Genomic DNA, 24,299 nt, shown 5'->3' on the forward strand with positions numbered 1-24,299 from the left:
TGTCACGTGCACTACGCTCCCGGCCCTCAGCACACTGAATCCTCGACGACGCGCAGTTCAAACACGTTATGCTCCCCGCTCAGCGAACTCGCGGCAGGCGCGGCGAGCGCACGCCGATACCACGCATGAAAGTGGCGCATGCCATCTTCGAGCGGCGATTGATACGGCCCCGCGTCACTCACGCCGCGCCGGTGCAGACGCAGGCGCCCTGCATCCATGCGTTCGGCGATTTCATCGTCTTCGATCATTGTTTCCAGATACGCGGCGCGCTGCGCCTCGATGAATTCGCGCTCGAACGCCACGATTTCCTCCGGATAGAAAAACTCGACGACGTTCAGCGTTTCCTGCGGCCCTTTCGGATAGAGCGTGGACACCACGAGCACATGCGGATAAAGCTCGATCATCTGAGTCGGAAAATACGCAAGCCAGATTGCGCCGAACGAGGGCGCGTCGCCGCCGCGATACTCGAGCAGCCGGTCGTGCCACGCCCGATAGATATCCGAGCCCGGCTGCGCGAGTGCGTTATGTACGCCGACCCGCTGCATGCTGTACGTGTCGGCAAACTCCCAATCGAGGTCGTCGCAGGTCACGAATTTGCCCAGTCCCGGATGAAACGGAGCGACGTGATAGTCCTCCAGGTATACTTCGATAAAGGTCTTCCAGTTGTAATGACACGAGTGCGTTTCGGTATGGTCGAGCACATAGCCGGAAAAATCGAATTCGGGGCGTGCAAACACTTTGGCCATGTCTCTCGCAGGTTCACGCGGTCCTTCGTAGAGGAGTCCGTGGCAATTCTTCAGCGCGAAGCGTTCGAGATTGCGGCAAGGCTTGCGTTCGAACTCGGGCGCCCCGATCAGTTCGCCCTTGCCGTCATATGTCCAGCGATGCAGCGGGCAAACGATGTTGCCGCCGGTCGCGGCGAGGTTGCCGCTCGATTGCGCGGCGCCGCCCACGTCCCCCGTTTCGCCGCCCAGCATCAACGCCTGGCGATGACGGCAGATGTTGGAGAGCAACTGCACGCCGCTCGCGTTGCGCACGAGGACGCGGCCGCCTTCCTCCTGCGGCAGACGGCGCCAGTCGCCCAGCGCGGGCACTGACTGTTCGTGGCCCACGTACAGCGCGGCGTTCGTGAAGATGCGCGCCATCTCTCGCTCGAACAGCGCTTCGTCGAAATAGGCGCTTGCCGGCAGTTGCAGCTGCGCGTCTTCCGCATCGGACGGCGGAGCAAGATGCGTCATGTTGCTGATGTCGTTCATCGGTCGTTTCCATTTCGGTTAGATGCCACGTGCGCGTGCGTTCACGTTCACGCGGCGGGCATGGCATCCCGTTCCGCATTCAGGCGCACGATGCGCTCGCGTTGTGCCAGTCGCGGGCATGTGCTGCAAAGTTCGCCATCGCGTCGGCGATAGTGGTAGCAGCAGGTCCGGCGATCGAGCGCGAGCGCGCTCGCGCCGTCGCTGCGAGCGAAAACGAAAAAGCCGCCACGGCCTGCGAGTGCGAGCGCCCGCAGCCAACGTTCGCCGAGCGCTTCGATATGCGCGTGGGTCCAGCCGGGATGCGTGGGCCGCAAAGCGAGCAACGCCGCCAGCACGCAATCGGCCTGCATGCATCGCGCAGCGTGAGCATTGAGCCGGACGACGCTCGACAGTTCGTCGAAAATCTGCACGCAGCAGGCGGCAATCTCACTCGCGGCGCGATCGATCAGTGCATCGGGATCGCCGTGCTCCGGCACGTGATCGGGCAACCGCACTTCGCGGGTCCAGCCGTTCTCGATAGGCTGCTCGAAGCGATCGAGCAACAGCGCGCGCTGCGCTGTGTGGACGCCGATCACGCTCAGGTAAATCGGCTGCCAGATCAGAATGCCCCAGCAGCGCAACGACCAGTACGCACGTCCGGCTTCGGGATATCCCGTGGTCCAGAAACTGAGCAGCGCTTCCAGCGCGACACGATTGCCGTCGCAACGGGCAGGGCGAAAGTGCGTTGCGCGACGCGCGGATTCGTCGTTGCAGGACGGCGAAGAGCTTGCGCAGTCCGCGACGACTCCGCGCAGGCCAGGCACTACGCGCGCGGCGAGCCGCAGGAGATCTTCCAGTGTGCGGGTCGCCGTCATGCTTACGCGTCGACTGCTTCGGCGAGCGCGCCCGTTTCGGCTTCCTGCGAGGCGGCGCGTCGTCCCGCAAGCGGGTTCTGGAGGTTGCCCGCCATCTTCAGATTGCCAGCGGGGTCCGACAGATTGACCATCTGCAAATTGTTGCCGAGCTGCAGGCGATTGAGGCACGAATGCAGGAACTCCGGCGCGAACAGGTCGTAGTCGGCAAACTTCTGCGCGAGCTGCGGATGCTCTGACTGATAGCGCGCGACGCAGCCTGCCACGGCGTTCCAGAACACATCCTCGCTGCAGCAGCCGTGCTCGACGAGAATCTGGTTGACGTAGCGGAAGAAGCCGTCGAACACGTCGATGAAGATCGCCAGCAGCTTCACGTGTTCGGGCACGTCCATTGCGAGCCGCTTCACGTTATCGGGGAGCTTGGCGTCCTTGTTGAGGATCGCGGATTCTTCCGCGATGTCCTTCATGATCGCGCGCACCGGCACGTGGTTCTCCATCACGAGGATCAGGTTCTCGCCGTGCGGCATGAACACCAGGTCGTGCGTGTAGAAGCAATGCACGAGCGGTGCCAGATACGCGTTCAGGTAGCGCTCGAGCCATGCCTGCACGCTGAGCCCGGACGCTTCGATGAGCGCGGGCAGCAGCGCGCGGCCGTGGCGGTCGGTGTGCAGCAGCGCCGCCATCGTCATCAGGCGTTGGCCTTCGCCCGCGAGTGTCAGCGGGTTCTCGCGCCAGAGCGCCGAAAACATCTTCTTGTACGGACTGTCGACCTGCACGGCCATTTCGTAATAGCGATTGCGAAAGCCGAGCGACGCGACTTCGCGCAGGATCGTGAAGCCCTGCTGCTGCAAATAAGGATCGCTCGCGACGAGGTCCTTGATGTAGTCGTTGATCGCCGGCGTGCCCGACATGTAATACGGCGAAAGACCACGCATGAACCCCATGTTGAGAATCGACAGCGAGGTCTTCACGTAGCGCTTCGAGCGGTCCGAGAGGTTAAAGAACGTCCGGATCGATTGCTGAGCGAGATAGCGGTCGTCGCCATAGCCCAGGCAGATGATGCGATTCGTCGCGACGTACGACGCGAACGCGATCGACAGCTTGTTGAACCATTGCCACGGATGGGACGGCATCAGATGGTAGTCGTCGAAGTTACAGCCGCGGGCTTCCACGATTGCCCTGAATCGCGCCATGGTCGGCGCGCCGAGTTCCTCGTCCATGAGACGCGCGTAGTCGAGGTCCTCGCTGCAATGAAAGGCGGCGTTGTCCTGATGGACCGCAAGCCATACGACCTGAATCGGCGAACCGGCTTCCGGCGCGAACGCGCGGTAGTCGCCCGCGTCGAAGCCGAGGCGGCCATTGTTGGCGACGAAGCCCGGGTGACCTTCACTCATCGCGGTTTCGATCGCCTGGAAGTCGGCGCCCAACAGCTCGGGCGTGTCCGGGCCAACCTTGACCGCCTTGTACGCGGCGCCATACAGCGTGCTGCTGATTTCGTCGAGGTAGATCGGCAGCATCTCTTCCTTGATGCCGAGACGACCCTTGACGTCGAGGATGAAGGCGAGCGCGTCCAGCGGTTGCTGAACACCGTCCCGTGTGCACACGATCGACTCTGGACGAATGCTCCAGTGACGCAGCGCGAGTTGTCGCGCTTCGAAGCTGTAGATGCTCGTGCCGTCGTCGGACTTCACTTCGTAGCGCGCATGGTGTTCGCCGGGCGCGTCGCCGATACGCGTCGGCTCGACGATCAGCTCGTGCGCGTATTCGGCGAGCGCCTTGCGAACCAGCATGCGGTTGGCGTCGAGCCATACGTCGGGCGTGAGATGCGCGGTGGCCTGTTGCGGGGCGAGCGTCACGTGTTGCATCGAAGGTTGCGTCGTCGGTTGAGTCATGACTCGAGATCCTTTGCAGTGGTCTTTTGAAGGGTGGCGTAGAAGTCGGCTCGCGTGCAGAACGCGAGTGAGGCGGTTTTCTCACGGAACGCGACGTTCTTCGCATAGACGAAACCCATCGCGCGGTTGAGTGCGTGGATACGCGTGTTGCGCGCATCCGGTTCGACGACGATGCGCTCGGCGTCGAGTTGTTCGAACAGGAACCTCATCAGCGTCTGAAACACGCGGCGTGTATGACCGGGCACGGGCGTCGCAGCTGGCCCTACGAACAGATGCATGCCGAGATCTCCGTCGCGCACGTCGTAGTGCTCGCCCGCTTCGTCGTGCGCCGGGTCGTAGCTCTCGAAGAGAAAGACGCTCGCACCACGCTGGCTGCCGATCCATGCACGTGCGTGGCCGGAGTCTTCGATGGCCTGATAGAACGCGGCGACCTCGTTGACGCTCTTGTCCTGCATGTTCCAGAAGGCGGCGCGCTCTTCGATGAACCAGCGGTGCAGCGTGGGTGCGTCCCGTTTGACGTCGAGCGGTCGGATGTAAAAGCCGTTCACGGTTGCGCAGAGCGTTGCGTGTTGCGAGCTAGCCGGGTTATCGGCGAGCCGTGCGCCAGATAACGGCGCGGGCGCGCGTAGTGCGATTTCGTCGGAGGCGATGTCAGTTCGCATGGCCGGTGGCTCCTGTGTTGGCAAGGTCGTTGGAAAGCGCGGCATGTTCCGTGTCGCGAGCGGGCCGTCGCCCGAGCAGCCAGATGCTCATGAGCGCGCATAGCAAGAGGCCCGCAGAAGCGATGAAGAACGGCGCGCGCAAGCTGATTTCATTGACGATCGCGCCGGCGGCGAACGAAGCGAGCAGCACGCCGAGGTTCTGGAAGAAGTTGATCACGCTGAAGTCGGTGGCATACGAGGCGGGCCTACTGAGCGCGAACATCGTCACGTCGAGCTTGACGACGATCTGGAAGAACGCCCAGCCGAACAGCACGCGCCCGACGATGATCCACAGCGGCGCTTCGACGCCTTGCAGCAGCATGCCCACGGTGCAAAGCAGCAGATTCGGGATCATCTGATCCGGCAGACGCCGGCCTCGCCCCGCGGTGTGCTTGTTGATATACAACGCGACGAGTGCAACCATGCCGGGAATCGCGAAGACGAGCCCGGAGAGCAGCTCGCTCGGCGAACCACTCGTGTTCTGCCAGTAGGACGACATGAACGGCCGGATCAGGTACACGCAGAAGTCGAACGCAAGCATCAGCAACGCGAGCCGCAAAATCGGCAGCCGAGTGCGCAGCTTCGGACGCACGGTCGCAGCCTGCGCTGTCGCTTCGTCCGCGAAGCGGCAGCGCCGTGCGATGGCGTGTGAGCGGATCAGCCACATGCAGATCGCCATCTGCGCGAAATCGCCGGCGGCCATCGCGAAGATGCAGGTGTGCGCGCTCCAGACCTGCATCACGAAGCCGCCCGCCACAGCGCCCGCGATCGCGCCGAAGTGCACGACCACCGAGAGCAGGCCGATCGTATGCGCGTGGGACTCCTTCGGCTCGAGCCGCATCATGTACGGGTACATCAGCAGATAGCTGCTCTTGCACATGAACATCGCGAGCGACAACACCCAGAAGAGCGACAGCGTCGACGCCCAGTAGCTCGTCAGCGACAGGACGCCGGCTGCGCATTGCGTATAGACGAGCAGATGCATTGCGTCGAGCCGTTTGGCGATGCGTGCCCAGATGGGCAGCGTCAGCATCACGACGACCGAAATGAACGCCACGTAGGCGCCCGCGTGCACAGGACTCGTCACGCCGTAGCGCGCGGCGAAGAACTGCGGATAGAACGGAATCAGGATCGCGTCGCTGACGACCGCGAAGGTCGTCATGAGGATGATCATGTTGCGCAACTTCATCGCGCCTCCAGCGGCGCTTTGACGAACGCCTCCGTGTCGGGCACCGAGAAGTCTTGCAACGCGATGCGCCGCTCGATCTTGTAGTGCTCGAAGCCGGTCAGCTCGCGCAGAATGCACGAATTGCGGTAGCAGCTCATGCCGAGGTCGGGATTGGTCAGCCCGTGGCTCAGAAGCCCGGCGTTCTGCACGAAGATGTCGCGTTCGTTCACGTCGATCGCATAGTTTCGTGACAGGCGGTAATGTCCGTTGTCGTCCCAGCGGATGCGCTCGCGAATGCCGTCGATGAAGTCCGGCACGTTCTGCCGGTAACCGGTCGCGAAGATCGCGCCGTCTGTGATGTGCGTGTACTGCACGCCCTCGTCGCGCTGCACGAAGCGCAGATGGTAGCGGTCGTCGACGTGATCGTGATGGCAGCCGGTCAGCTCCGAGTTCGTGATGAGCCGTGCGTTGCGATGACCGCGGCTGCGGCGGTCATCGAGCAGATCATAGATCTGGTTGATCAACGAAGCATTCACGCCTTTATAGAGACTGTCCTGCTTCGCGATGATGCTTTCGCGCACATTGCCCGGCAGGTTATAGAAATAGTCGATGTAGTCGGGCGAGATCATTTCCAGCGTGAGCTTGGTGTTCTCCATCTGGAAGAAGCGCGGCGAACGCGTGATCCATGCGAGCGAATAGTTGTAGTTATCGCTTTCCTTGAGAAGATCGTGAAATATTTCGGCGGCGCTCTGGCCGCTGCCGATCACCGCGATCGACCGCTTCTGCTGCAATTCGTGTTTGCGCGCCACGTAATGCGCGCTGTGAATGCAGCGGTCGCGCACCGCGTCGCAACAGGCCGGCAGTTGCGGCACCGAACCCACGCCGACCACGAGCCGCTTCGCACGATGCACGAAGGTCTGGCCGGTTCGCACATGACGCCCGCTCACGACGTAATGGGCACGCTCGCGATCGTATTCGACATTCTCGACACTCGAGCCGAAAGCGATGCTGGAAAGCTGCCTGATCGCCCATTTGCAGTAACGGTTGTATTCCTCGCGGCTCAGATAGAAGCGCTCGCGGATGTAATACGCGTAGAGCTTGCCCTCCTGCTTGCAGTAGTTAAGGAAGCTGAACTTGCTCTTCGGATCGGCGAGGCTGACGAGGTCGGCCAGAAAGGGATTTTGCAGCGTGGTGTCGTCGATCAGCATGCCGGGATGCCAGTCGAAGTCTTCGTTGCGTTCGAGGAAGAGACCATGCAGATCGCGGATCGGGTCGGCGAGACACGCGAGGCTCAGGTTGAACGGGCCCAGACCGATCGCGATGAAATCGAGAATCACCGGGTTCGTCCCGGCATCGGAGCCCGCACCTGCAGTACGGGGCTCGCGCTCATGGAAGATATTAGTTCTACTCATGTTCGAGTTTCCTCTTTGACCGGGTAGGACCATGTTGGGATGCCATCAACGACGGATGGAAGTCACGAGAGTCACGCAACTGTCACAGCGAAACGCGGGCGAAGTGGCATGCGACTTATGTGTGAATGAGAGTGATTCGCGTTTGATGATCATAGAAATTTCCTCGACGTCTTGCAAGGCCGAATGACGAATGAAAAGGAATCCAAATCAATAGATTGACTCACTGCGCATGAACGGGTCATGCGTCGTAGCGGCCGCAAAGTCGCTGTGGATCGAAGAGGCGCCGGGTTGTGGCGGTGTGCGCACTGTGCGCCAGTCGGGACCGCGAAAAATGCGGTTCTCCGATTTCATCGAACTTCATAACCCTTCCGCATGTGGGGGTTCGTGCGAAGCGGGTATGTCGGGCCAGACAGAGCCGGGAACGCCGTCTGGCGCGCGATGCAGCGCTTTTAAGGGGCTGTAAGGCAATCGAATTGCCGCGTAAGGCTTTTAAATGGGTGCGCACTTTGCTAGTATCGCGTCTTTGCGAATGATTCCCATTCACAACTAGGGCGCAGACGCCTCGGTCCTGCCAGACATGAAAAATCAACAAACCAAACGCTGTACCCGGCTCATGCCTTACCGTCCTTTGCAGATCGCGGCATGGCTGACTTTTGCCGCCGCATCTCAGCACGCCTTCGCTCAGAGCAACGCCAGCGCCGAAGCCGCTGCGCCGGCTGCCGCCTCCGGCGTGACAGCGGGTGCGCCAGCGACTGGCCGCGGCGAACAGGCATTACCCGCCGTCAAAGTGACGGCGGCCGCCCAGGCAGACTCGCCGCTGCATCTGAATACGCCTGTTTCGGCTGGCGCGCTCGGCTCGCGCTCGCAGTTGGAGACTCCGTTCTCGACCACTGTCGTGACCGGTGAAGAACTCGCCGATCGGCAGGCCAACAAGCTCGGCGACGTGTTCGCGGGCGATGCTTCGGTGACCGACAGCAGCAACGCGTATAACGCGTGGGCGACGTACATCACGATTCGCGGTCTGCCGATCGACTGGCAAAACGGTTTTCGTATCGACGGCAATCCCTTCATTTCATATGGCATCACTATGCCTTATGAAAATCTGGAGCGGGTCGAGTTGCTCAAGGGCCTCGGTGGCTTCATGTATGGTTTCGCGCAGCCAGGCGGCATCGTCAATTACGTGACGAAGAAGCCGGGGGCCGAACCGGTGACGAGCGCCTCTCTCGGCTACCGGATGGACGGCGTGCTGAGCCAGCACGTGGACCTGAGCCGCCGTTTCAGTCCGGACGGGATGTTCGGCGCACGCATCAACTACACGCACGAGGCGGGCAAGACCTATAACGCCGGCGACATCAACCGCAATTCGGTGGCGTTGGCGCTGGACGGCCAGATCACGCGCGACCTCGCCGTCTACTTCAATGCGATCTATCAGCAAAGCCGCTCGAGCGGTGGCACGCCGGCGATCTACACGGGTAGCTATACGGCGGCGAATCTGCCCGCGACGATCAGCGGCGGCAGCAATCTGCTGGGCGGCACCGATCAGCATCTGAATACGAACCTTCAGCTCTACACGGGAGGCGTGCGCTACCAGATCACGCCGGACTGGTCGTTCAATACGTCCCTGAGCTACAGCAAGTCGACGCGCGACCGTAACGAGAGCACGCTCACGCTGCTCAACCAGGCGGGCGACTACACCGACAACCGCTGGAACGGCGACGAAGGCCACCAGGACATTTACTGGCAGGGGATGTTCGAAGGCAAGGTGAAGACCGGCCCGTTCATGCATCAACTGGTGCTCGGCGCGTCGTGGCAGCATCAGACCAACGACTACAGCGCCGTTTCGTACTCCTTCGAACTCGGCAACGGCAACCTCTTCCAGCCTAATCCGTGGCGCTATTACTCGGGCGCGGGTCTCGACAAGTATCGCGCGAGCGAGATCACGCAGAAATCGGTGTTTGCGAGCGACACGATCCAGTTGACGAGCCGCTGGTCGGTGCTCGCGGGCGTGCGCGTCACGAACTACGATCAGGAGACGTACAACGTGAACGGCTCGCTGGCGTCGTCGTATGGTCACAATGGTGTCGTCACGCCGACCTTCGCGCTCATGTACAAGCTCGAGCCGAACACGACGGTCTACGCGAGCTACGTGGAGTCGCTGGAGCAAGGGACGAGCGTCGCCAGCAATTACGCGAACGCCGGGGCGCTGCTGAACCCGCTGCGCTCGCGTCAGTATGAAGTCGGCATCAAGAGCGAGCACGGGCGCTGGAGCGCGAATGCCGCGCTGTTCCGTATCGAGCGCGGCGCCACGTACGAGAACGACCAGCACGTGTTGACGCAGGACGGCACGTCGATCTACCAGGGTATGGAAGCGGGCGGCAGCGTGCGTCTGGGTCGCAGCTGGCAGGTGGCGGGCGACGTCATGCTGCTCGACACGTGGTACGCGAAGGGGCAGACGTATAACGGCAACCGCGTCGCCGGTGCGCCGCGGTTCGTTGCCGCTGCGCGCGTGACCTACGATGTTCCGTTCGTGCCGGGCCTGCAGGTGGGCGCAGATACGAAGTACACAGGCAATATGGAAGTACGTCCGGCGGGCAATCTGCAGACGGGCGGCTATATGCTCGTGAACGTCGGTGCGAACTATATGACGCGCGTCGGCGGCCACGACGTGACGCTGCGCGCGGCGATCGATAACATCACGAATCGCCGCTACTGGATGTTCCAGTACGAAAACTACATTGCGCCGGGCGATCCGCGTACGGTCAGCCTGAATGCGAAGATCGATTTCTGATCGAAGGATGGAAGCCTGCTTGCCGGCCGAGTATCGGCAGCAGGCTTTTCCTTGTTACCCGGCCAAGGTATTCGGCCTGGCCTGAAATCGAGCGTACGTTCTCTCTCGGCATAGGCGTTGCGCGCCGCTTGCTTCCCTGCAGACGCCACACTTGCGCACGGCACTTTCCGGTGCGCATCATTGCTGAAGTGGTCGATCGAACGACGTCAGCCGAACCGGCTGCAACTTGGGCACGATTGACGGGGCACCCCTCGCGCTGTTCGCAAGCGCGAGGACGCGAGTGCCGCAACCTCACGAGACGTTCGTGCTTCGTTGCGCGTTGCGTTGCCACTCGATGACCCACCTCGCGAATCACGATAGCCCGCGTGCAGCAGCCACGAGCGCCATGTGGGAAAGACACCGAACTGCTCATCGAGGTGTCATCAATCAAAGGGAGATTCTTCAGATCGGACGGCTGCTTCAGGGCATTCGGACCTTCCACGAGCGACGGACCACAGACCGGGAAAAATTCGTCACGCAGCAAAAAGCTGGACATGAGATCCGGCCACATGCCCGCGCCATATCTGATGCCGACATCGATGCGCACGGAGGAAGGCATATCCGAGCGCCGCGCGGAGCTAACGTGCGGTAGCCCCTCGCGCGGCCTGCGTGCGTTACCCCTGCACGCAGGTAAATGAAGCTGCCCTGTTCACGTCGCCCGCGCCGTTATAGCTAGGCCAAGCCGGATACTGGCACAGTGGCCGCGTGCGTCCAGGTACGCCCGCGGTATCGGTGACCACCTGATGCACCGGCTGCTTGCCGTGTTCGACCCAGTTCTCAAGCGTCGTGAGCGAGTCCCACGATGCGTTGAACCCGGTGCCGACCCCGTGCTGCAGCCCCGGAATCTCGTAGAAGCGCACGAATGACTCCATGGCGCCAGAGCCCATGGTCAACAGCAAGCGCTGATAGTAGCTCTCGGTTGCCCGCGTGCTGACGGTCAGGTCCACAGTGCCGTGTGCCATCAGCACCTTGCCGCCGCGTCGCATGAAGGACGTCAGGTCTGCGTCGGTCGCGTCGAGTCCAGACAGCATGCTGATCCGCCCAGACCATTGACCGGCAAGCGCCGGGTTGAACGTCAGCGAGTTGGCGTTCGGGTTGCCCATTACGGTGTAGCGGACGAACTCGTCGCTGATCTGTCCGTCGAACATCGTGGTGATCTGCAGCGGGTACGACGGCTGCGTCGTACCGAGCGCGAGCAACGTGACCGTTTCCTCGAGCGGAGAACTGCTGCCCATGCCGAGATCTGCGCCATACACGTTAAAGCCAGGGTACTGCGTTTCGCCGCTTTCGAGCGGATACTCAAACACGAGGGGTGTGTTCATCGTATTGAGCGCCGCGATCTGCCGGTCCGACAGACACGTGTCGCCGCGCGCCGCACCGCCGGGGCAGCGCAGTCGCTTGCCGTCGACGTAAGCCGTCGCGGGATTGAACGTCGCATTGCACGCCTGCACGTTGCTGATCAGCCCGTCGGCGGCGCCGTCGAGCCCGTCGCACGCCTGCATCGCCGCTTTCAGGAGCAGCGCGCGCTGCGTGGTGTCGAGGTACGCGCCAGGCGCCGCGAAGCCTTCCGTCACGCGTAACAGCTGCAGGCTCAGCGTCGTGAAGTCGTACGCGGGATAAAACGCGATCACACCATCCCAGTCCTGCGGCCAGCGCTGCGCGACGGTCAGCGCCTCGCGCCCGCCAGTTGAGCCACCCGCGAAATACGCCTTGTAGGGATGCGTGCCGTAACGCTTGTCGATGATCACGAGCGCCGCGTCATGCGTCTTCTTCAGCGCTTCACCCATGAAGTTGTCGTACGCCTCGGCGTTGACGGAGAACGCGCCGTCTATCGAGCCACCCGTCGCCTCGTGCCCGGAATCACTCGCGAACACCGCGTAGCCACGCGACAGCGGTCCCGGCAGATCGGGCGGCGCGCTTGGCACGTTGTCGGTCACGGCAGGAATCGAGCCGTTGAAACCGCCGCCGCCGAGCATCAGGATCTTGCCGTTCCACTGGTCCGGCAACGCGATGTTGAACAGGATGTCTGGGGCGGACCGATCGATCGGATGAATTGCGCCGGCCACGAGACAGTACGGCCCGGTCGCCGTCGGCCCACTGCCGCTCGCTGCCACCTGTGTGGTCGATGTGACGACTGCGCCGTTTGTCGGCAGGTCGATCTCGCGGGCCCGGATGGTCAACCCGTTCAGGTGCTGACAGCTTGTTGTCGACGGCGGCGGCCTGTGCCGTCCGCATGCCGCGTCGCGACATGAACCGGCCACCGACTCGGCATGCGCGCCGCCGCTCCACATGGCGCACAGTACCAGCACAGGGAACACACCCAGCCACGACAGCACGCGTCCACGCGCGCGCCACAGCCCGCTGCTCGAGTTCATCGCTTTGCCTCCTTCCAATTAGGCCTGGAGACGGCGCTGGACATCGCGGCATCGGGCCTATATGCCGCAACGCACAGGTGACCCTTATCTCGCCCGGGTCAACCGCGCGGCCACCGCGTGCGCGACGATCACCAGCGTGTTGCGCGCGATACCCGCCCGACACCGCATACCTGAACTTGCTGTCAACTCATTAGAAGACTTTCGACGGCCTGTCTACGCAATATTCGAAGGTCGTCGCATTCGCGCTCGCATTGCCGTATGCCCAGTGCCACTGCGCTCCGCTATTGCAGGCGAAACGGCAGCGGCTCACCCGGCACGCTGGTCGTAACGCTCGAGAAGAGATGGTCCGATACATCATAGTCGCTAACGCACGCCGCAGACGCCGAATCGCTCCTTTACCACGAGACGTGCAAGACTACTCTCGCTGAGTGCGACGTGACGGGCCCATTCCGTCAACGTGCGACGGTCTGCGGGATTTTCCGCTAAGGCCGCGGCGATCCGCTTCAAGCGCGGTCCGGATAGCGTCGCGCGAACTCTTCTGCTGAAGCGGCCGTACTAAGATCGGCCGCAAATCCCTGAGCGTTGCGGCCCGTTGCCGCTTTCAGCCGTGCTGCCGCTCACCAGTGCGAGTTTGCCTGTCAGATTCAGGTCCATGAGTGATGTCCTTTCAATGGACGAAGTAGAAATGGCGGCATCGCGGCATGAACGTCGGATACCGCCAGGAACGTTCACGTACGTGTAATCGATGCGCCACCATCGACCAATGAGGCGGTGCCAGTCACGAAGGACGAATCGTCCGACGCGAGATACAGCACCGAACGCGCCAGTTCTTCCGGCTTTGCGACGCGCTTGAGCGCATGCAGCCCGGTGACGAACGCCTGCGATTCATCGCTGTCGTTCATGTCGCGATACATCTCCGTGTCCACCGCGCCCGGCAGCACCGCGTTGACGCGCACCCCTTGCGCGCCGTACTCGGCGGCGAGGGCCTGCGTCAAGCCGATCAGTCCGGCCTTGCTCGCCGCGTAGGCCGCGGTGCCGGGGAACGCGAACGAGTAACCGACGAACGTCGACGTGAAGATGATCGATCCGCCACCTTGCTTCAGCATTTCGGGAATCTGGTGCTTCGCTCCCAGGAAGGCACTCGTCAGGTTGGTCGCCAGCGCGGCGTTCCAGCCAGCTTCGGAAATGCCGGTGGTCGGGCCCATCTCGCCCAGCGTACCGGCGTTGTTGTACGCGATGTCCAGACGGCCGAAGCGGCTCACGGCGAGCGTGACCAGCGCCTTCGCGAAGTCCTCCGACTGCACGTCGCCGGCCAGATGCGCGGCTTCGCCGCCTTCGCCGACGATCTCCGCAGCGAGCGTTTCAAGTTCCGCCGCGCGGCGCGCCGCAATCACCACCTTGGCGCCTTCCTTCGCGAACAGCTTTGCAGTAGCGCGGCCAATTCCTGCGCTGGCACCTGTCACGATGGCGACTTTTCCCGTCAAGCGTTGCATGTTCTATCTCCCGATACATTTGGTCGGCCAGCGCCCGATGCATTGGCCTGTGAAGCAATATAGGCTTCAGTCCTGATGGCAGAAAGGGCTAAAACATGGTCCTATCATTCAGGCTTTGTGAATGATAGGAGTGTTGCATGGACCGCCTGCGTGCCTTCGAGGTTTTCGTGACGGTGGTGAGCCGTGGCGGCTTTGCGCGCGCAGCGCATGCGACATACTCGCCATGTACCCGAGCCGTCGACACCCGAGCGCCAGAGTGCGTGTCATGATCGATTTCCTGGTCGATGCGTTCAGTGGGGTGCCCCCATGGAATCGGGATGACGGAAACAGGTCAGGTGTCGCGCCGGGGACGAGTTGAAGGCGCGTCCAGAACATGCGTCCGATATATCCGACAAAGCTGGCGCGCATTCGCGAATTGAACTAACCAGATACATTGCTCAGAACTGCAAGCTCTACGATGCGCTGAGAGCGCATCTTTTCCATCCGGATCATCATCCTGTGTTGGTCGATACTCATCCGGCAATCGAGGTTGCTCGTCATCTAGAAAGACTAGGATGGGTAAAGAATCCGGCTCCCCACACATGGTTACCTGCGTGTGATGAGGAATGCAGGGTGTATCTCGCAGGCGGGTGGCTGGAGGAATACAGCTTTCTGGCGCATGAAGCGGCCGGAGTTGATGAAATCTACTTCGGTCAGGAAATAGTCTGGTCCTACAGCGCGGACGGGGCAGCCTGAGTGAGGAATCGAGTGCAGTAGAAAGCGGCTCAATCAGAAGTGAAATGAACTGACCCGCTGTTTTTCGCAGTAGTCGCAGCGTCGCGTGAGAAAACGACGCGCTGCCGCTCAGAGCAGCTTGCCAGGATTCATCCGGCCTTTCGGATCGAGCGCGCGCTTGACCGCCCGCATCATGTCCAGCTCGACGTCGCTCTTGTACTGCGACAGTTCTTCGCGATGCGCCCGGCCAATGCCGTGCTCCGCGCTGATGCTGCCCCCGTGCTGCACGGCCATGCCATTGACGATCGTGCCGATGGCATCCACACGCGCATCGCGATCGGCGACCTGCGCCCACACCGCATGCGGAAACAGCACGATCGAATGAATGTTGCCGTCGCCCACGTGGCCGACGTACAGAAAGCGCGCGCCTTCGACGAGGCCCGCGTCGAGCAGCTTCGCTTCGGTGTGCGCGAGGCACTGCGGGATCCGCGAAATGGGCACGGAGATGTCGTGCGTCACACTGGTGCCGAAGCGCACATTGGCTTCGGACACGACATGCCGGATATGCCACAGCGCGGCCGACTGGGCTTCGCTCGCGGGCAGCGCGGCATCGAGCGCGATGCCGTCTTCGAGCGCGGCGCCGATCACGTTCTCGAGCATCGCTTGCAGCGGCGCCTCGTGCGACGGGTCGGCGAGTTCGATCAGCACGACCCAGGGCGAACCGCCGTCGAGTGGGTCGCGCGTGTCGGGCACTTCCTGATAGACGACTTCGAGCTGGCTGCGCGACATCAGCTCGAACGAGGTCAACGCGTCGCCGCAGGCGGCGCGACAGCGCGCAAGCAGGTCGATCGCGGCATCGGCGGATTCGAGCGCGACCCAGGCCGTCGCGTGCGCGCGCAGCGCAGGAAAGAGCTTCAGCACCGCCGCGGTGACGACGCCGAGTGTGCCTTCCGCGCCGATGAACAGCTGCTTCATGTCATAGCCGGTGTTGTCCTTGCGCAGTCCGCGCAGGCCGTTCCAGATGCGCCCGTCGGGCAGTACGGCTTCGAGCCCGAGCACGAGCGCGCGCATGTTGCCGTAGCGCAGTACCGCGGTGCCGCCCGCATTGGTGGAGATATTGCCGCCGATCTGGCACGAGCCCTCGCTCGCGAGCGACAGCGGAAACAGACGGTCGACGGACGCCGCCAGCTCCTGAATCTGCTGCAGCGTGCAACCGGCTTCTACGGTGACGGTGTCGTTGCCGATGTCGATTTCGCGGACCTTCGCCATGCGCGCGAGGCTGATGATCACGGCATCGCCGGCTTCGGACGGCGTCGCGCCGCCCACGAGACCGGTATTGCCGCCTTGCGGCACCACGCAGATGTCGTGTTGGGCGCACAGCGCCATGACCTGTGCGACCTGTTCCGTGCTCGACGGTCTGACGATCGCGCGGGCCTTGCCGTGGTAGCGGCCGCGCCAGTCGCTAAGCAGCGGCTCTGCATCGGCAGCGTCGACGAGGCCGGCCGGCCCCACGATGTCGCGCAGTGATTCGACCAGATTCATGATTGGGCGGCTCTGGGAGCAACGGTGACATTCGGTTTGACGGCGGGCGCCGATGCGGCCCGCGACGTGCCGGGCTGCGCATCGGCAATGCGCTCGTGCAAGGTATCGATGGCTGTGCAACCGAGCAGGGTCATCGTGGTGATCATCTCCTCGTACAGCAGCTCAAGGACGTGATTGACGCCGGCCTCGCCACGAGCGGCGAGCCCATAGAGCGGCGCGCGGCCGAGCAGCACGCCGCGCGCGCCGAGCGCGACGGCCTTGACGATGTCGGCGCCGCGTCGCACGCCGGAATCGAGCAGGATGTGCAGCGAATCGCCGAGCGCGTCGGCCACCGCCGGCAGCACTTCGATCGGCGCGTGCGCGCCTTCGAGCTGACGGCCCCCGTGGTTGGAGAGCACGATGCCGTCGGCGCCGTGTTGGTGCGCAAGGCACGCGTCCTCGACGGACATGATGCCTTTGACGATGAGCGGTCCCTTCCAGTGCTTGCGCAGCCACGCCATGTCGGACCAGGCGAGCGAGAGATCCATCTGACGCGCGAGCGCCGCTGCCTGACGTTGCAGGTCCGGCGCTTCGCCGAGGCTCTTCGCGAGGTTGACGAGCTGCGGTGTGCCCTGGCGCGCCATCTGCAAGGACCAGTGCGGATGACGCAGCAGGTCCAGGATCAGCTGAGGCGTGATCGGCAGGGGCAGGCGGTAGTTGTTATGGATGTCGTGATCGCGCTTGCCGTGCACGGGCGTATCGACCGTGACGAGCAGTGCCGTGTAGCCCGCCTCGGACGCGCGCCGCATGATGCTCTCGGCGATGCGGCGGTCCTTCTGCACGTAGAGCTGCATCCATAGTTCGGCGTGCGGCGCGGCCTCGCGCACGTCTTCGAGCAGCGAAGTCGAGGCGCTCGACAGCGCGAACGGCACGCCGCGGGCCATCGCGGCGCGCGCGAGCAACTCGTCGGCTTTCGGCCAGAAGAGTCCGTTCAGTCCGGTCGGCCCGACGGTCATCGGCGCGGCTGCCGCATAACCGAAAAGCTGCGCGGCGGGCGAGACATGCGAGACGTCCACCAGCGCGCGCGGCGTGAAATGCACGTCGGCGAAAGCGGAGCAGTTGCGCGCCAGCGTGTGACCGTCCTCGGCGCCGCCGTCGAGATAGTCGAAGGCGATCTTCGCCAGCCGCCGGCGTGCGGCTTGCCGATAGTCGGCGACGTTGGCGAAGCCTCGCGTGGATGAATAGAGCAGACTCATTGCGCGATCAGTTGAAGACGGGCCTGTTCAACGGCGCTCAACGCAACACCCACTCGTTGAAGCGTTCGATGGCGACGTCCTGGTGCGCGGGCCAGTAAGCGGGGTCGATGCGCACGCCGCGGCGCAAGTTTTCGGCGTAGGTCGGCAGGTTCTTCGCACGCGTCGCGTCGATGAACTGGAAGGCGTCGGGATGCGTCGGGCCGACGGCGAGCGCGCTCGCGACTTCCGCCTGACGTTTCGGGTCGGCACAGAAGGCGACGAACTGGCGGCATGCATCGACGTTGTCGCCGCCCTTCAGGATGCCGAACCCTTGCGGGCCATAAATGTGGCCGCCCCAGGAAATGGCGAGCGGCGCGCCTGCGTCGATGGCGGGCAGCACGCGCGCGAGCCAGCTCGCGGCCATGGCCACTTCGCCTGAGCGCAGGATCTGCTCGCACTGGGCGCCGGTCGTCCACCAGATGTCGATGTTCGGCTTCACGCGATCGAGGCTCGCGAACGCCTTGTCGAGATCACATGGATATACGCTGCCTGTCGGCGTGCCGGCTGCCATCAGTGCCTGTTCGATGGTGTCGAACGGAAACTTGCGCAGCGCGCGCCGGCCGGGGAAGTTCTTCACGTCCCACAGATCGGCCCACGAGGACGGCGCCTTGCCGCCCTTGATCGCATCGGTGCGGTAGGTCATCACTGTCGTGTAGACGTTGTGTCCGACCGCGTAGGTGTCGACGAACTGCGCGGGAATCTTCGAGACCGCGGTGTTGCCTTCGAGCTTGACCGGCTCCAGGTACGTCTTGCCATTGCGCGACAACAGGTACACCGCCGGGAAGCTCAGTTCGGCCATGTCCCACGTCTTCGCCCCGGTATCGACGATGCTCCTGATCTGCGCGGTCGGCTCCGCGCCCGAAGCCACACCCACGACCTCGATGCCGGTGGCCTGCTGGAACGGCTTGTAGAGCGTGCGCGTGTAGATGTCGGTATAGACGCCGCCGGAATCGCGGACCACGAGCCTCCGGGCAGCGGCTTTCGCCGAGGTCCAGATGGCCGGCATCGCCAGCCCGGCGGCGCCGGCTACGCCAAGACGGATGAAGTCGCGGCGCGAAGCTGCGGACGGCCTGTTTCGTTCGTTTGCCATCGAAGACTCTTTCTGCGAGAAGTGGAACCGGCGCGTGCCGCAAGGCAGCGCGCTGCGAGAAGGGCGGGTGAATGAACCTTCGAGGCACGTCCGTGGGCCGTGCCTCGAAGGCTTCGTCCCATGTTCGGGCCGTGCGCGCGTTGGGCCAAACGAAATAACAACACCAGGTGATTCGGAAAACTCATGATGCCCCGCACAAAGGGCTCGACGTGTCGCCGATCGACTGCGCGTCATACTGGCTGGCCTGTTGCAGCAGCCACAGGCGAAACTGTTCGAGCGGCTTGCTGTGGCTCAACTCGGTGGGATAGACGAGGTAGTACGCGGAATCGACCTTGGTGGTGGCTTCGAACGGCACGATGAGTCCGAGTTGCCCGAGCTGTCCGTTCACGAAGAACTTCGGCACCAGCGCGATGCCCAGTCCCGCCGCGGCCGCGTTGATTGCCATGGTGTGCAGTTCGTAACGCGCGCCATGCATCGTGCTGGCGTCTTCGACACCGAGATCCGCGAACCATTGGGTCCAGCCGTCGGGGCGCGTGGTGGAATGCAGGAGCGGATAGGCCAGCAGTTCGTGGGCTTTCCTGATCGGCTGATCGAGCAGCGAAGCCTTGCACACCGGCACCACTTCCTCGCCGAACAGATAGTCCGCCGCCGTGCCGGGCCACGTCGGCTTGCCGTAGTGGATAGCCGCCTCGAAGTGCGAGTCCGTAAACGAAAAGGTTTCCGTGCGCACGCCCATGTTGACGCGCACGTGGGGCGTGCGGTCGTAGAAATCCTTGATGCGCGGAATCAGCCACTGCGACGCGAAGGTGGGCAGCACCGCGAGTTCCAGATAGCCGCCGCCGCTGCCGTGCGCAATGATGGACAACGTATCGCGGTCGAGCTGTTCGAGCGAGCGCCGCACCTGCGTGCCGTAGATGCGGCCGGCGCGCGTCAACACCACGCGCTGCCTGGCGCGAACGAACAGCCGCACACCGAGATTCGATTCGAGCGTCGCGATCTGGCGCGAGATCGCGCTCTCCGTGAGGAACAACTCTTTCGCCGCGTGAGTGAAGCTCTCATGCCGCGCGGCCGCTTCAAAAGCCAGCAGCGCACCCATGTTGGGGATCTTGAATTTGCGCATGGTGATTCTGAACATTCATTACGTGGCAATTTAATCGCGCTTCACGCGCAATACAACGATTCAAAATAATGTGGCCACGCTGACGCGCTCGCACCGGTGGCAGTGTGACGAAATATCAACACCTCGTGAATATTCATGGTTTGACGTTGCGCCTGCGTTTACAGATAGTTGCGTGCATTCCGTTCGGCCCGTTGACCGACCGGATACCATGCGCGGAAAAGAGACGTTAGAACCGATTGTGCGGACCCTCCGTGCATCCGCAATCACCACACGGCAGACAAGTAGGATCACGTAATGAAGAAGAGCTTCCTGAAGGTGGCCTCCGTGTCGTCACTCAAGGAGAAGACGGACAGGGCATTCGGAGCTGCCGACGCGAATGCTCAGGACGCCGATCTGTGGCGCTGGTTCACGCTCCTCGTGCAGGACCGGCGTTTGCGTTGGTGTCAGGCGCAGGACCGCTGGTTCGTCAGTGTCGACAACCGGCATGTCGCGACCGAATCATCGTTCGATCAAGCGATAAGAAGTGCGAAGGCTCGTGTTCAAAAGCCGGATCGCGAAGACCGTGCGGCGTGCGTGTCACCCTGAAACAGACTTCGCGCGGTCGCATGAATCAGCCACCTGATCGCCCTGCCGGCAAAATCATGGACCATCCAAGTTGCTGATTATGCGAAACAAGTTGGCAAAGTAAAAACCAACTAATCGCAATGCGATCGTTGTGATTTTATTACAATTTTGACGCTCGTATGCTTTGTTCGAACGGGGATGCATGCCCCGACTCATGGGGTCTGCCTTGACAGCTGAAACCGGATTGATTGGTCGTTTTCGAACTCTGCTAGGCGATGACGCGGTCATTGTCACCGCTGCGGAGATGGAAGGCTTCGTCGAAGATTTTCGCGGTCGTTATCGCGGCGCGGCGCTGTGTGTCGTGCATCCGTCGTCGACGGAACAGGTGGCGGCGGTGGCGCGCGCGTGTGCCGCCGAGGGCGTGCCGATGCTCGCGCAAGGCGGCAACACCAGCCTGTGCGGCGGGGCGGTTCCCGCTGCCGATGGGACGCCGCCGGTCATCATCAGTCTTGCGCGCATGCGCCGCATCCGCCGCATCGATGCGGCCAATGGTTCGATGGAAGTGGAAGCGGGCTGTGTGCTGGAAACCGTGCAGAACGCGGCGGCGGACATGGCGCGGCTCTATCCCGTCAGCCTGGGCGCCGAAGGGTCGTGTCAGATCGGCGGCACGCTCTCGACGAATGCGGGGGGCACCAGCGTGCTGCGCTACGGCAACACACGTGAGAACGTGCTGGGCCTCGAAGTGGTAATGGCCGACGGCACGATCTGGAACGGCCTGCGTGCGCTGCGCAAGGACAACACCGGCATCGATCTCAAGCAACTGTTTATTGGCGCGGAAGGCACGCTCGGCATCATCACCGCTGCGACGCTCAAGCTGCATCCGCTGCCGACTCATCACGCGCTGGCCTGGTTCGCGCCGACCGATCCACTAGCCGCGCAGCAAGTTCTCGGGCTGTTTCAGGCGAATTGCGGCGCTCGCCTGACGGCATTCGAATTGATGAACGCGCGGCAATTGCAGCTGGTGGTCGAACATGTGGCCGATCGCCGTCAGCCGCTCGAACGCGCGCACGACTGGCACGTCCTTGTGGAACTCGCGGACACGCAAGGCGCGGCCGACATGGAAGCGGCCCTGCAGGCCACCCTGGAACAGGCGGTGGAAGCCGGGCTCGTGGAGGACGCGATCGTCGCGAGCAGCGACCGGCAGCGCGCCGCGTTGTGGGACATCCGTCACAGCGTGACCGAAGCCAACAAGAAGGCGGGCGTCGGCCTGACGACGGATTGCGCAGTGCCGGTGTCCGCAGTGGCCGCGTTCATCGAACAGGCGACGCAGGCAGTGCGCGCGCTCGACCCGCAAATCGACGTCGTCATCGTCGGCCATATGGGTGACGGCAATATTCATTTCATCCCGATGTACCCGTTCGATGTCTGGCGCGCGCTTGCGGATGCAGCTGCGACGGGCGCCGCGATGCGCCGCAGCGTGAACGATGCCGCGCATGCGCTCGGTGGCACGTTCAGCGCGGAGCACGGCATCGGCCAGACCGGCTTGCCGGAGATGGCGCACTACAAGTCCGGCGCCGAACTGTCGATCATGCGCGCCGTGAAAGCGGCGCTCGATCCGCGCAACCTCATGAACCCGGGGCGTCTCATCCCCGATCCGCTCCATTGAGCCGCTTCGCCAGCCTACCGCGGCTATCCGCTTAACGCAGGAGATGACCATGAAGCCGAAGTACAAGAACGACAGCGAGAAGACGATCCTCAACCCCGCTCGCCGCTCCGCGATCAAAGCCGTCGGCGCGGGCGTCGCGGCGACGGCCTTTCCGTTCATCTGGACGCCTTCGCGCGCGGCCAGCAAGCGCATCGTCGTGCGTGATGACGGCGGCATCTACACGAAGGCCTATGGCGCCGTGTACTACAAGCCGTTCTTCGAGCAGACCGGCATCGAAGTGGTGGGCGTGCAGGCCAATGCCGAGCCGACCGCGCAGATCAAGAGCATGGTGGAGTCGGGAACCTATTCGTGGGACATGGCGAAGATCAGCCAGCCCGCCATCCTGCTGCTCACCTCGGGTGGCAAGGAGTATCTGGAAAAGCATAATCTCGAATCCGATCCGACCATCGCAAGGATTCCGAAGCAGTACATGTCGCCGTACGGAGTAGGCACCAACGTCTATTCGACGGTGCTCGCCTATCGCACCGATGCCTTCAAGGGCCGCAAAGCGCCCAGCTCGTGGGCGGACCTGTGGAACGTGAAGGACTTCCCCGGCCGCCGGGCGTTGCGCAAATATCCGTTCGATACGCTCGAAGAATCGATGATGGCCGACGGCGCCACGACCGCTCAGGTGTACCCGATCAACTTCGACCGCGCGTTCGCGAGCCTCGACAAGATCTCGAAGCATGTGGACGTATGGTGGAATACCGGCGCGCAGGTCGAGCAGATGCTGAATTCGGGCGAAGTCGCGATGGTCGCGACCTGGGCCTCGCGCGCGCAGTCGGCGATGGCATCGGGCGCGCCGGTGGGCATCGTCTGGAATCAGAACATCTGGGGTTGCGACAACTGGTCGATTCTCAAGGGCACGCCGAACGCCGCCGCCTGCCGGGAGTTCATCAAGTTCGCCAGCGATCCCAAGCGTCAGGCCGCGCTGCTCGAGTATTTCCCGGCCGGCCTCACGCAGCCGGAAGCCTTCAACTACGTGAAGCCGGAACAAGCCAGAAACTGCCCGACGTTCCCCGATAACATGAAGACCGGCGTGCAGATCAACGCGAAGTACTGGCAGGAGAATCAAAGCACGGCGCTCGAGCGTTTCAACCGCTGGATTCTCACCTAACGGTCGGCATCGTTCATCAAGGAAGTGATCCGTATGGCTAGCATCAATCTCCAGATCTCCGGCCTCGGCAAGCGCTACGGCGATTTCGTCGCACTGGCCCCGACCGAGCTCGACGTCAAGCAAGGCGAGTTCCTCACGCTGCTCGGGCCGAGCGGCTCGGGCAAGACCACGCTGCTCAGTCTGATCGCGGGGCTGGCGCAGGCCGACAGCGGTTCGATCCGCATCAATGGCGTCGACGTCACCGACGGCGCGCCGTATGACCGCGACATCGGCATGGTGTTCCAGAACTACGCGCTGTTTCCGCACATGACGGTGGCCGACAATATCGCGTTCCCGCTGCAGATGCGCAAGGTCGATGCGGCGAGCGTGAAGAAACGCGTGGCCGAAGCATTGGAGATGGTGCACCTGCCGCATGTGGCGGGCCGCTATGCGCGCGAGCTGTCGGGCGGGCAGCAGCAGCGCATCGCGCTCGCGCGCTGCATGGTCTACCGGCCGTCGATCATTCTGATGGACGAACCGCTGGGCGCGCTCGACAAGAAGCTGCGCGACCACATGCAGCTGGAGATCAAGCGCATTCACCGCGAGCTGGGCACGACGATCATCTACGTGACGCACGATCAGGAAGAGGCGATGACGATGTCGGATCGTATCTGCCTGATGAACGCGGGTTCGATCGCACAGCTCGGCACGCCAGGGGAGCTGTATTTCCGGCCGAAAAGCGTATTCGTCGCGGACTTCCTTGGCGAATCGAATCTGCTCGATGCGCGCGTCACGGAGCGCCAGGGCGACCAGGTGCGCGTCGCGATGCAAGGCATGGACAAGGGCGCGGCAATGGTCTACGACCCGCATGTGCAGTCGGGCAAGGACATCAAACTCATGCTGCGCCCGCAGAATCTGCGCGTGAATGCCCATGACGGTTCGGGCGCGGGGGTCGAATCGATGTCGGCGGAGCTGACCGACATCATGGTTACCGGCGGCATGACCCGGCTCTACATGCAGCGTCGGCAGGATGATGCGGATGCGTCGGCGCTGATCGCTTCGTTCCCGACCCAGCGCCTCGGCGCGCAGTACGAGATCGGTCAGACGCTCACGCTGTCATGGTCGCCCGCCGACGCAGTTGCGATTGCGGGGTGAGCACATGAACGATTCCGCCATTGCCGCGCAGACCGAAGCCAGGCCGGCACGACCCGCGCGCAGC

Annotated in this window: 19 protein-coding genes and 2 pseudogenes; 7 read left to right on the forward strand and 14 right to left on the reverse strand. The window is 62.9% G+C overall.

Annotated features, from left to right (window positions below):
* Positions 1–26 precede the first annotated feature (26 nt).
* The 6 genes from B0G69_RS35105 to B0G69_RS35130 are packed head-to-tail and all read right to left on the reverse strand — an operon-like array spanning position 27 to position 7,280.
* On the reverse strand, positions 27–1,256 hold the full coding sequence (locus B0G69_RS35105; RefSeq protein WP_121324687.1) for an aromatic ring-hydroxylating dioxygenase subunit alpha: 1,230 nt from the start codon (positions 1,254–1,256) through the stop codon (positions 27–29).
* A 47-nt stretch (positions 1,257–1,303) separates the two neighbouring features.
* Positions 1,304–2,110: a siderophore ferric iron reductase gene (locus B0G69_RS35110; RefSeq protein ID WP_121324688.1), complete on the reverse strand. Its 807-nt coding sequence runs from the start codon at positions 2,108–2,110 to the stop codon at positions 1,304–1,306.
* Positions 2,111–2,112: 2 nt separating this feature from the next.
* Positions 2,113–3,972 (reverse strand): IucA/IucC family siderophore biosynthesis protein, encoded by a 1,860-nt coding sequence (locus B0G69_RS35115; RefSeq protein ID WP_147440832.1) that lies wholly within the window; start codon positions 3,970–3,972, stop codon positions 2,113–2,115.
* Positions 3,973–3,995: 23 nt separating this feature from the next.
* Positions 3,996–4,661, reverse strand: a complete 666-nt coding sequence (locus B0G69_RS35120) for a GNAT family N-acetyltransferase (RefSeq protein WP_121324690.1) — start codon at positions 4,659–4,661, stop codon at positions 3,996–3,998.
* Positions 4,651–5,889, reverse strand: coding sequence for an MFS transporter (locus B0G69_RS35125; RefSeq protein ID WP_121324691.1), 1,239 nt, complete (start codon positions 5,887–5,889; stop codon positions 4,651–4,653). Before B0G69_RS35125 ends, B0G69_RS35120 begins: the two co-directional genes overlap by 11 nt.
* On the reverse strand, positions 5,886–7,280 hold the full coding sequence (locus tag B0G69_RS35130; RefSeq protein WP_121324692.1) for a SidA/IucD/PvdA family monooxygenase: 1,395 nt from the start codon (positions 7,278–7,280) through the stop codon (positions 5,886–5,888). Before B0G69_RS35130 ends, B0G69_RS35125 begins: the two co-directional genes overlap by 4 nt.
* Before the next feature lie 577 nt (positions 7,281–7,857).
* On the opposite strand from B0G69_RS35130, the gene B0G69_RS35135 reads away from it, so the two are divergent.
* Positions 7,858–10,068: a TonB-dependent receptor gene (locus tag B0G69_RS35135; RefSeq protein WP_241991630.1), complete on the forward strand. Its 2,211-nt coding sequence runs from the start codon at positions 7,858–7,860 to the stop codon at positions 10,066–10,068.
* On the opposite strand, the gene B0G69_RS41560 is transcribed toward B0G69_RS35135, so the two are convergent.
* The 4 genes and pseudogenes from B0G69_RS41560 to B0G69_RS35160 form a co-directional block, all read right to left on the reverse strand.
* Positions 10,040–10,666, reverse strand: coding sequence for a hypothetical protein (locus B0G69_RS41560; protein ID WP_199731467.1), 627 nt, complete (start codon positions 10,664–10,666; stop codon positions 10,040–10,042). The genes B0G69_RS35135 and B0G69_RS41560 overlap by 29 nt on opposite strands.
* 55 nt (positions 10,667–10,721) lie before the next feature.
* Positions 10,722–12,482, reverse strand: a complete 1,761-nt coding sequence (locus B0G69_RS35145) for a tannase/feruloyl esterase family alpha/beta hydrolase (protein ID WP_241991631.1) — start codon at positions 12,480–12,482, stop codon at positions 10,722–10,724.
* 515 nt (positions 12,483–12,997) lie between these two features.
* Positions 12,998–13,136, reverse strand: a pseudogene (locus tag B0G69_RS43030) (oxidoreductase); the annotation flags it as partial.
* A 74-nt stretch (positions 13,137–13,210) separates the two neighbouring features.
* On the reverse strand, positions 13,211–13,975 hold the full coding sequence (locus B0G69_RS35160) for an SDR family oxidoreductase (protein ID WP_121324693.1): 765 nt from the start codon (positions 13,973–13,975) through the stop codon (positions 13,211–13,213).
* Positions 13,976–14,186: 211 nt separating this feature from the next.
* Between B0G69_RS35160 and B0G69_RS42380 the strand changes: the two are divergent.
* Both B0G69_RS42380 and B0G69_RS40850 read left to right on the forward strand, forming a co-directional pair.
* Positions 14,187–14,333: pseudogene (locus B0G69_RS42380) on the forward strand (LysR family transcriptional regulator); the annotation flags it as partial.
* A complete protein-coding gene (locus B0G69_RS40850) occupies positions 14,330–14,710 on the forward strand; it encodes a hypothetical protein (RefSeq protein ID WP_147440819.1) in 381 nt (126 codons plus the stop codon). The pseudogene B0G69_RS42380 and the gene B0G69_RS40850, both read left to right, overlap by 4 nt.
* Positions 14,711–14,818: 108 nt before the next feature.
* Here the strand turns inward: B0G69_RS40850 and B0G69_RS35170 are convergent, their stop codons facing one another.
* The 4 genes from B0G69_RS35170 to B0G69_RS35185 all read right to left on the reverse strand — a co-directional run bounded on the left by B0G69_RS35170 (position 14,819) and on the right by B0G69_RS35185 (position 19,715).
* On the reverse strand, positions 14,819–16,231 hold the full coding sequence (locus tag B0G69_RS35170; RefSeq protein ID WP_121324694.1) for an FAD-binding oxidoreductase: 1,413 nt from the start codon (positions 16,229–16,231) through the stop codon (positions 14,819–14,821).
* The gene (locus tag B0G69_RS35175) at positions 16,228–17,466 is read right to left on the reverse strand and encodes an alpha-hydroxy acid oxidase (RefSeq protein ID WP_121324695.1); all 1,239 of its coding nucleotides are present in this window, start codon (positions 17,464–17,466) and stop codon (positions 16,228–16,230) included. The genes B0G69_RS35170 and B0G69_RS35175 overlap by 4 nt, the downstream gene beginning before the upstream one ends.
* 37 nt (positions 17,467–17,503) lie before the next feature.
* Complete coding sequence (locus tag B0G69_RS35180; RefSeq protein ID WP_121324696.1) at positions 17,504–18,595, reverse strand: ABC transporter substrate-binding protein; 1,092 nt, start codon at positions 18,593–18,595, stop codon at positions 17,504–17,506.
* Between the two features lie 181 nt (positions 18,596–18,776).
* Positions 18,777–19,715, reverse strand: a complete 939-nt coding sequence (locus tag B0G69_RS35185; RefSeq protein ID WP_121324697.1) for a LysR family transcriptional regulator — start codon at positions 19,713–19,715, stop codon at positions 18,777–18,779.
* A gap of 294 nt (positions 19,716–20,009) precedes the next feature.
* Between B0G69_RS35185 and B0G69_RS35190 the strand changes: the two genes are divergently transcribed.
* The 4 genes from B0G69_RS35190 to B0G69_RS35205 all read left to right on the forward strand — a co-directional run bounded on the left by B0G69_RS35190 (position 20,010) and on the right by B0G69_RS35205 (position 24,235).
* Positions 20,010–20,300 (forward strand): hypothetical protein, encoded by a 291-nt coding sequence (locus tag B0G69_RS35190; protein ID WP_241991632.1) that lies wholly within the window; start codon positions 20,010–20,012, stop codon positions 20,298–20,300.
* A 193-nt stretch (positions 20,301–20,493) separates the two neighbouring features.
* Positions 20,494–21,945, forward strand: coding sequence for an FAD-binding oxidoreductase (locus B0G69_RS35195; protein ID WP_121324698.1), 1,452 nt, complete (start codon positions 20,494–20,496; stop codon positions 21,943–21,945).
* Positions 21,946–21,994: 49 nt separating this feature from the next.
* The gene (locus B0G69_RS35200) at positions 21,995–23,101 is read left to right on the forward strand and encodes an ABC transporter substrate-binding protein (RefSeq protein WP_121324699.1); all 1,107 of its coding nucleotides are present in this window, start codon (positions 21,995–21,997) and stop codon (positions 23,099–23,101) included.
* A 33-nt stretch (positions 23,102–23,134) separates the two neighbouring features.
* A complete protein-coding gene (locus tag B0G69_RS35205) occupies positions 23,135–24,235 on the forward strand; it encodes an ABC transporter ATP-binding protein (RefSeq protein ID WP_121324700.1) in 1,101 nt (366 codons plus the stop codon).
* Positions 24,236–24,299: the final 64 nt, after the last annotated feature.

The sequence above is a fragment of the Paraburkholderia sp. RAU2J genome, assembly GCF_003634845.1.
Lineage (GTDB): Bacteria > Pseudomonadota > Gammaproteobacteria > Burkholderiales > Burkholderiaceae > Paraburkholderia > Paraburkholderia fynbosensis.

Bases quoted from the DNA above. Each gene is read 5' to 3' on its own strand.
- B0G69_RS35105 (WP_121324687.1), bottom strand. From the start codon at position 1,256: ATGAACGACATCAGCAACATGACGCATCTTGCTCCGCCGTCCGATGCG.
- B0G69_RS35110 (WP_121324688.1), bottom strand. From the start codon at position 2,110: ATGACGGCGACCCGCACACTGGAAGATCTCCTGCGGCTCGCCGCGCGC.
- B0G69_RS35115 (WP_147440832.1), bottom strand. From the start codon at position 3,972: ATGCAACACGTGACGCTCGCCCCGCAACAGGCCACCGCGCATCTCACG.
- B0G69_RS35120 (WP_121324690.1), bottom strand. From the start codon at position 4,661: ATGCGAACTGACATCGCCTCCGACGAAATCGCACTACGCGCGCCCGCG.
- B0G69_RS35125 (WP_121324691.1), bottom strand. From the start codon at position 5,889: ATGAAGTTGCGCAACATGATCATCCTCATGACGACCTTCGCGGTCGTC.
- B0G69_RS35130 (WP_121324692.1), bottom strand. From the start codon at position 7,280: ATGAGTAGAACTAATATCTTCCATGAGCGCGAGCCCCGTACTGCAGGT.
- B0G69_RS35135 (WP_241991630.1), top strand. From the start codon at position 7,858: ATGAAAAATCAACAAACCAAACGCTGTACCCGGCTCATGCCTTACCGT.
- B0G69_RS41560 (WP_199731467.1), bottom strand. From the start codon at position 10,666: ATGCCTTCCTCCGTGCGCATCGATGTCGGCATCAGATATGGCGCGGGC.
- B0G69_RS35145 (WP_241991631.1), bottom strand. From the start codon at position 12,482: ATGAACTCGAGCAGCGGGCTGTGGCGCGCGCGTGGACGCGTGCTGTCG.
- B0G69_RS35160 (WP_121324693.1), bottom strand. From the start codon at position 13,975: ATGCAACGCTTGACGGGAAAAGTCGCCATCGTGACAGGTGCCAGCGCA.
- B0G69_RS35170 (WP_121324694.1), bottom strand. From the start codon at position 16,231: ATGAATCTGGTCGAATCACTGCGCGACATCGTGGGGCCGGCCGGCCTC.
- B0G69_RS35175 (WP_121324695.1), bottom strand. From the start codon at position 17,466: ATGAGTCTGCTCTATTCATCCACGCGAGGCTTCGCCAACGTCGCCGAC.
- B0G69_RS35180 (WP_121324696.1), bottom strand. From the start codon at position 18,595: ATGGCAAACGAACGAAACAGGCCGTCCGCAGCTTCGCGCCGCGACTTC.
- B0G69_RS35185 (WP_121324697.1), bottom strand. From the start codon at position 19,715: ATGCGCAAATTCAAGATCCCCAACATGGGTGCGCTGCTGGCTTTTGAA.
- B0G69_RS35190 (WP_241991632.1), top strand. From the start codon at position 20,010: ATGAAGAAGAGCTTCCTGAAGGTGGCCTCCGTGTCGTCACTCAAGGAG.
- B0G69_RS35195 (WP_121324698.1), top strand. From the start codon at position 20,494: ATGGGGTCTGCCTTGACAGCTGAAACCGGATTGATTGGTCGTTTTCGA.
- B0G69_RS35200 (WP_121324699.1), top strand. From the start codon at position 21,995: ATGAAGCCGAAGTACAAGAACGACAGCGAGAAGACGATCCTCAACCCC.
- B0G69_RS35205 (WP_121324700.1), top strand. From the start codon at position 23,135: ATGGCTAGCATCAATCTCCAGATCTCCGGCCTCGGCAAGCGCTACGGC.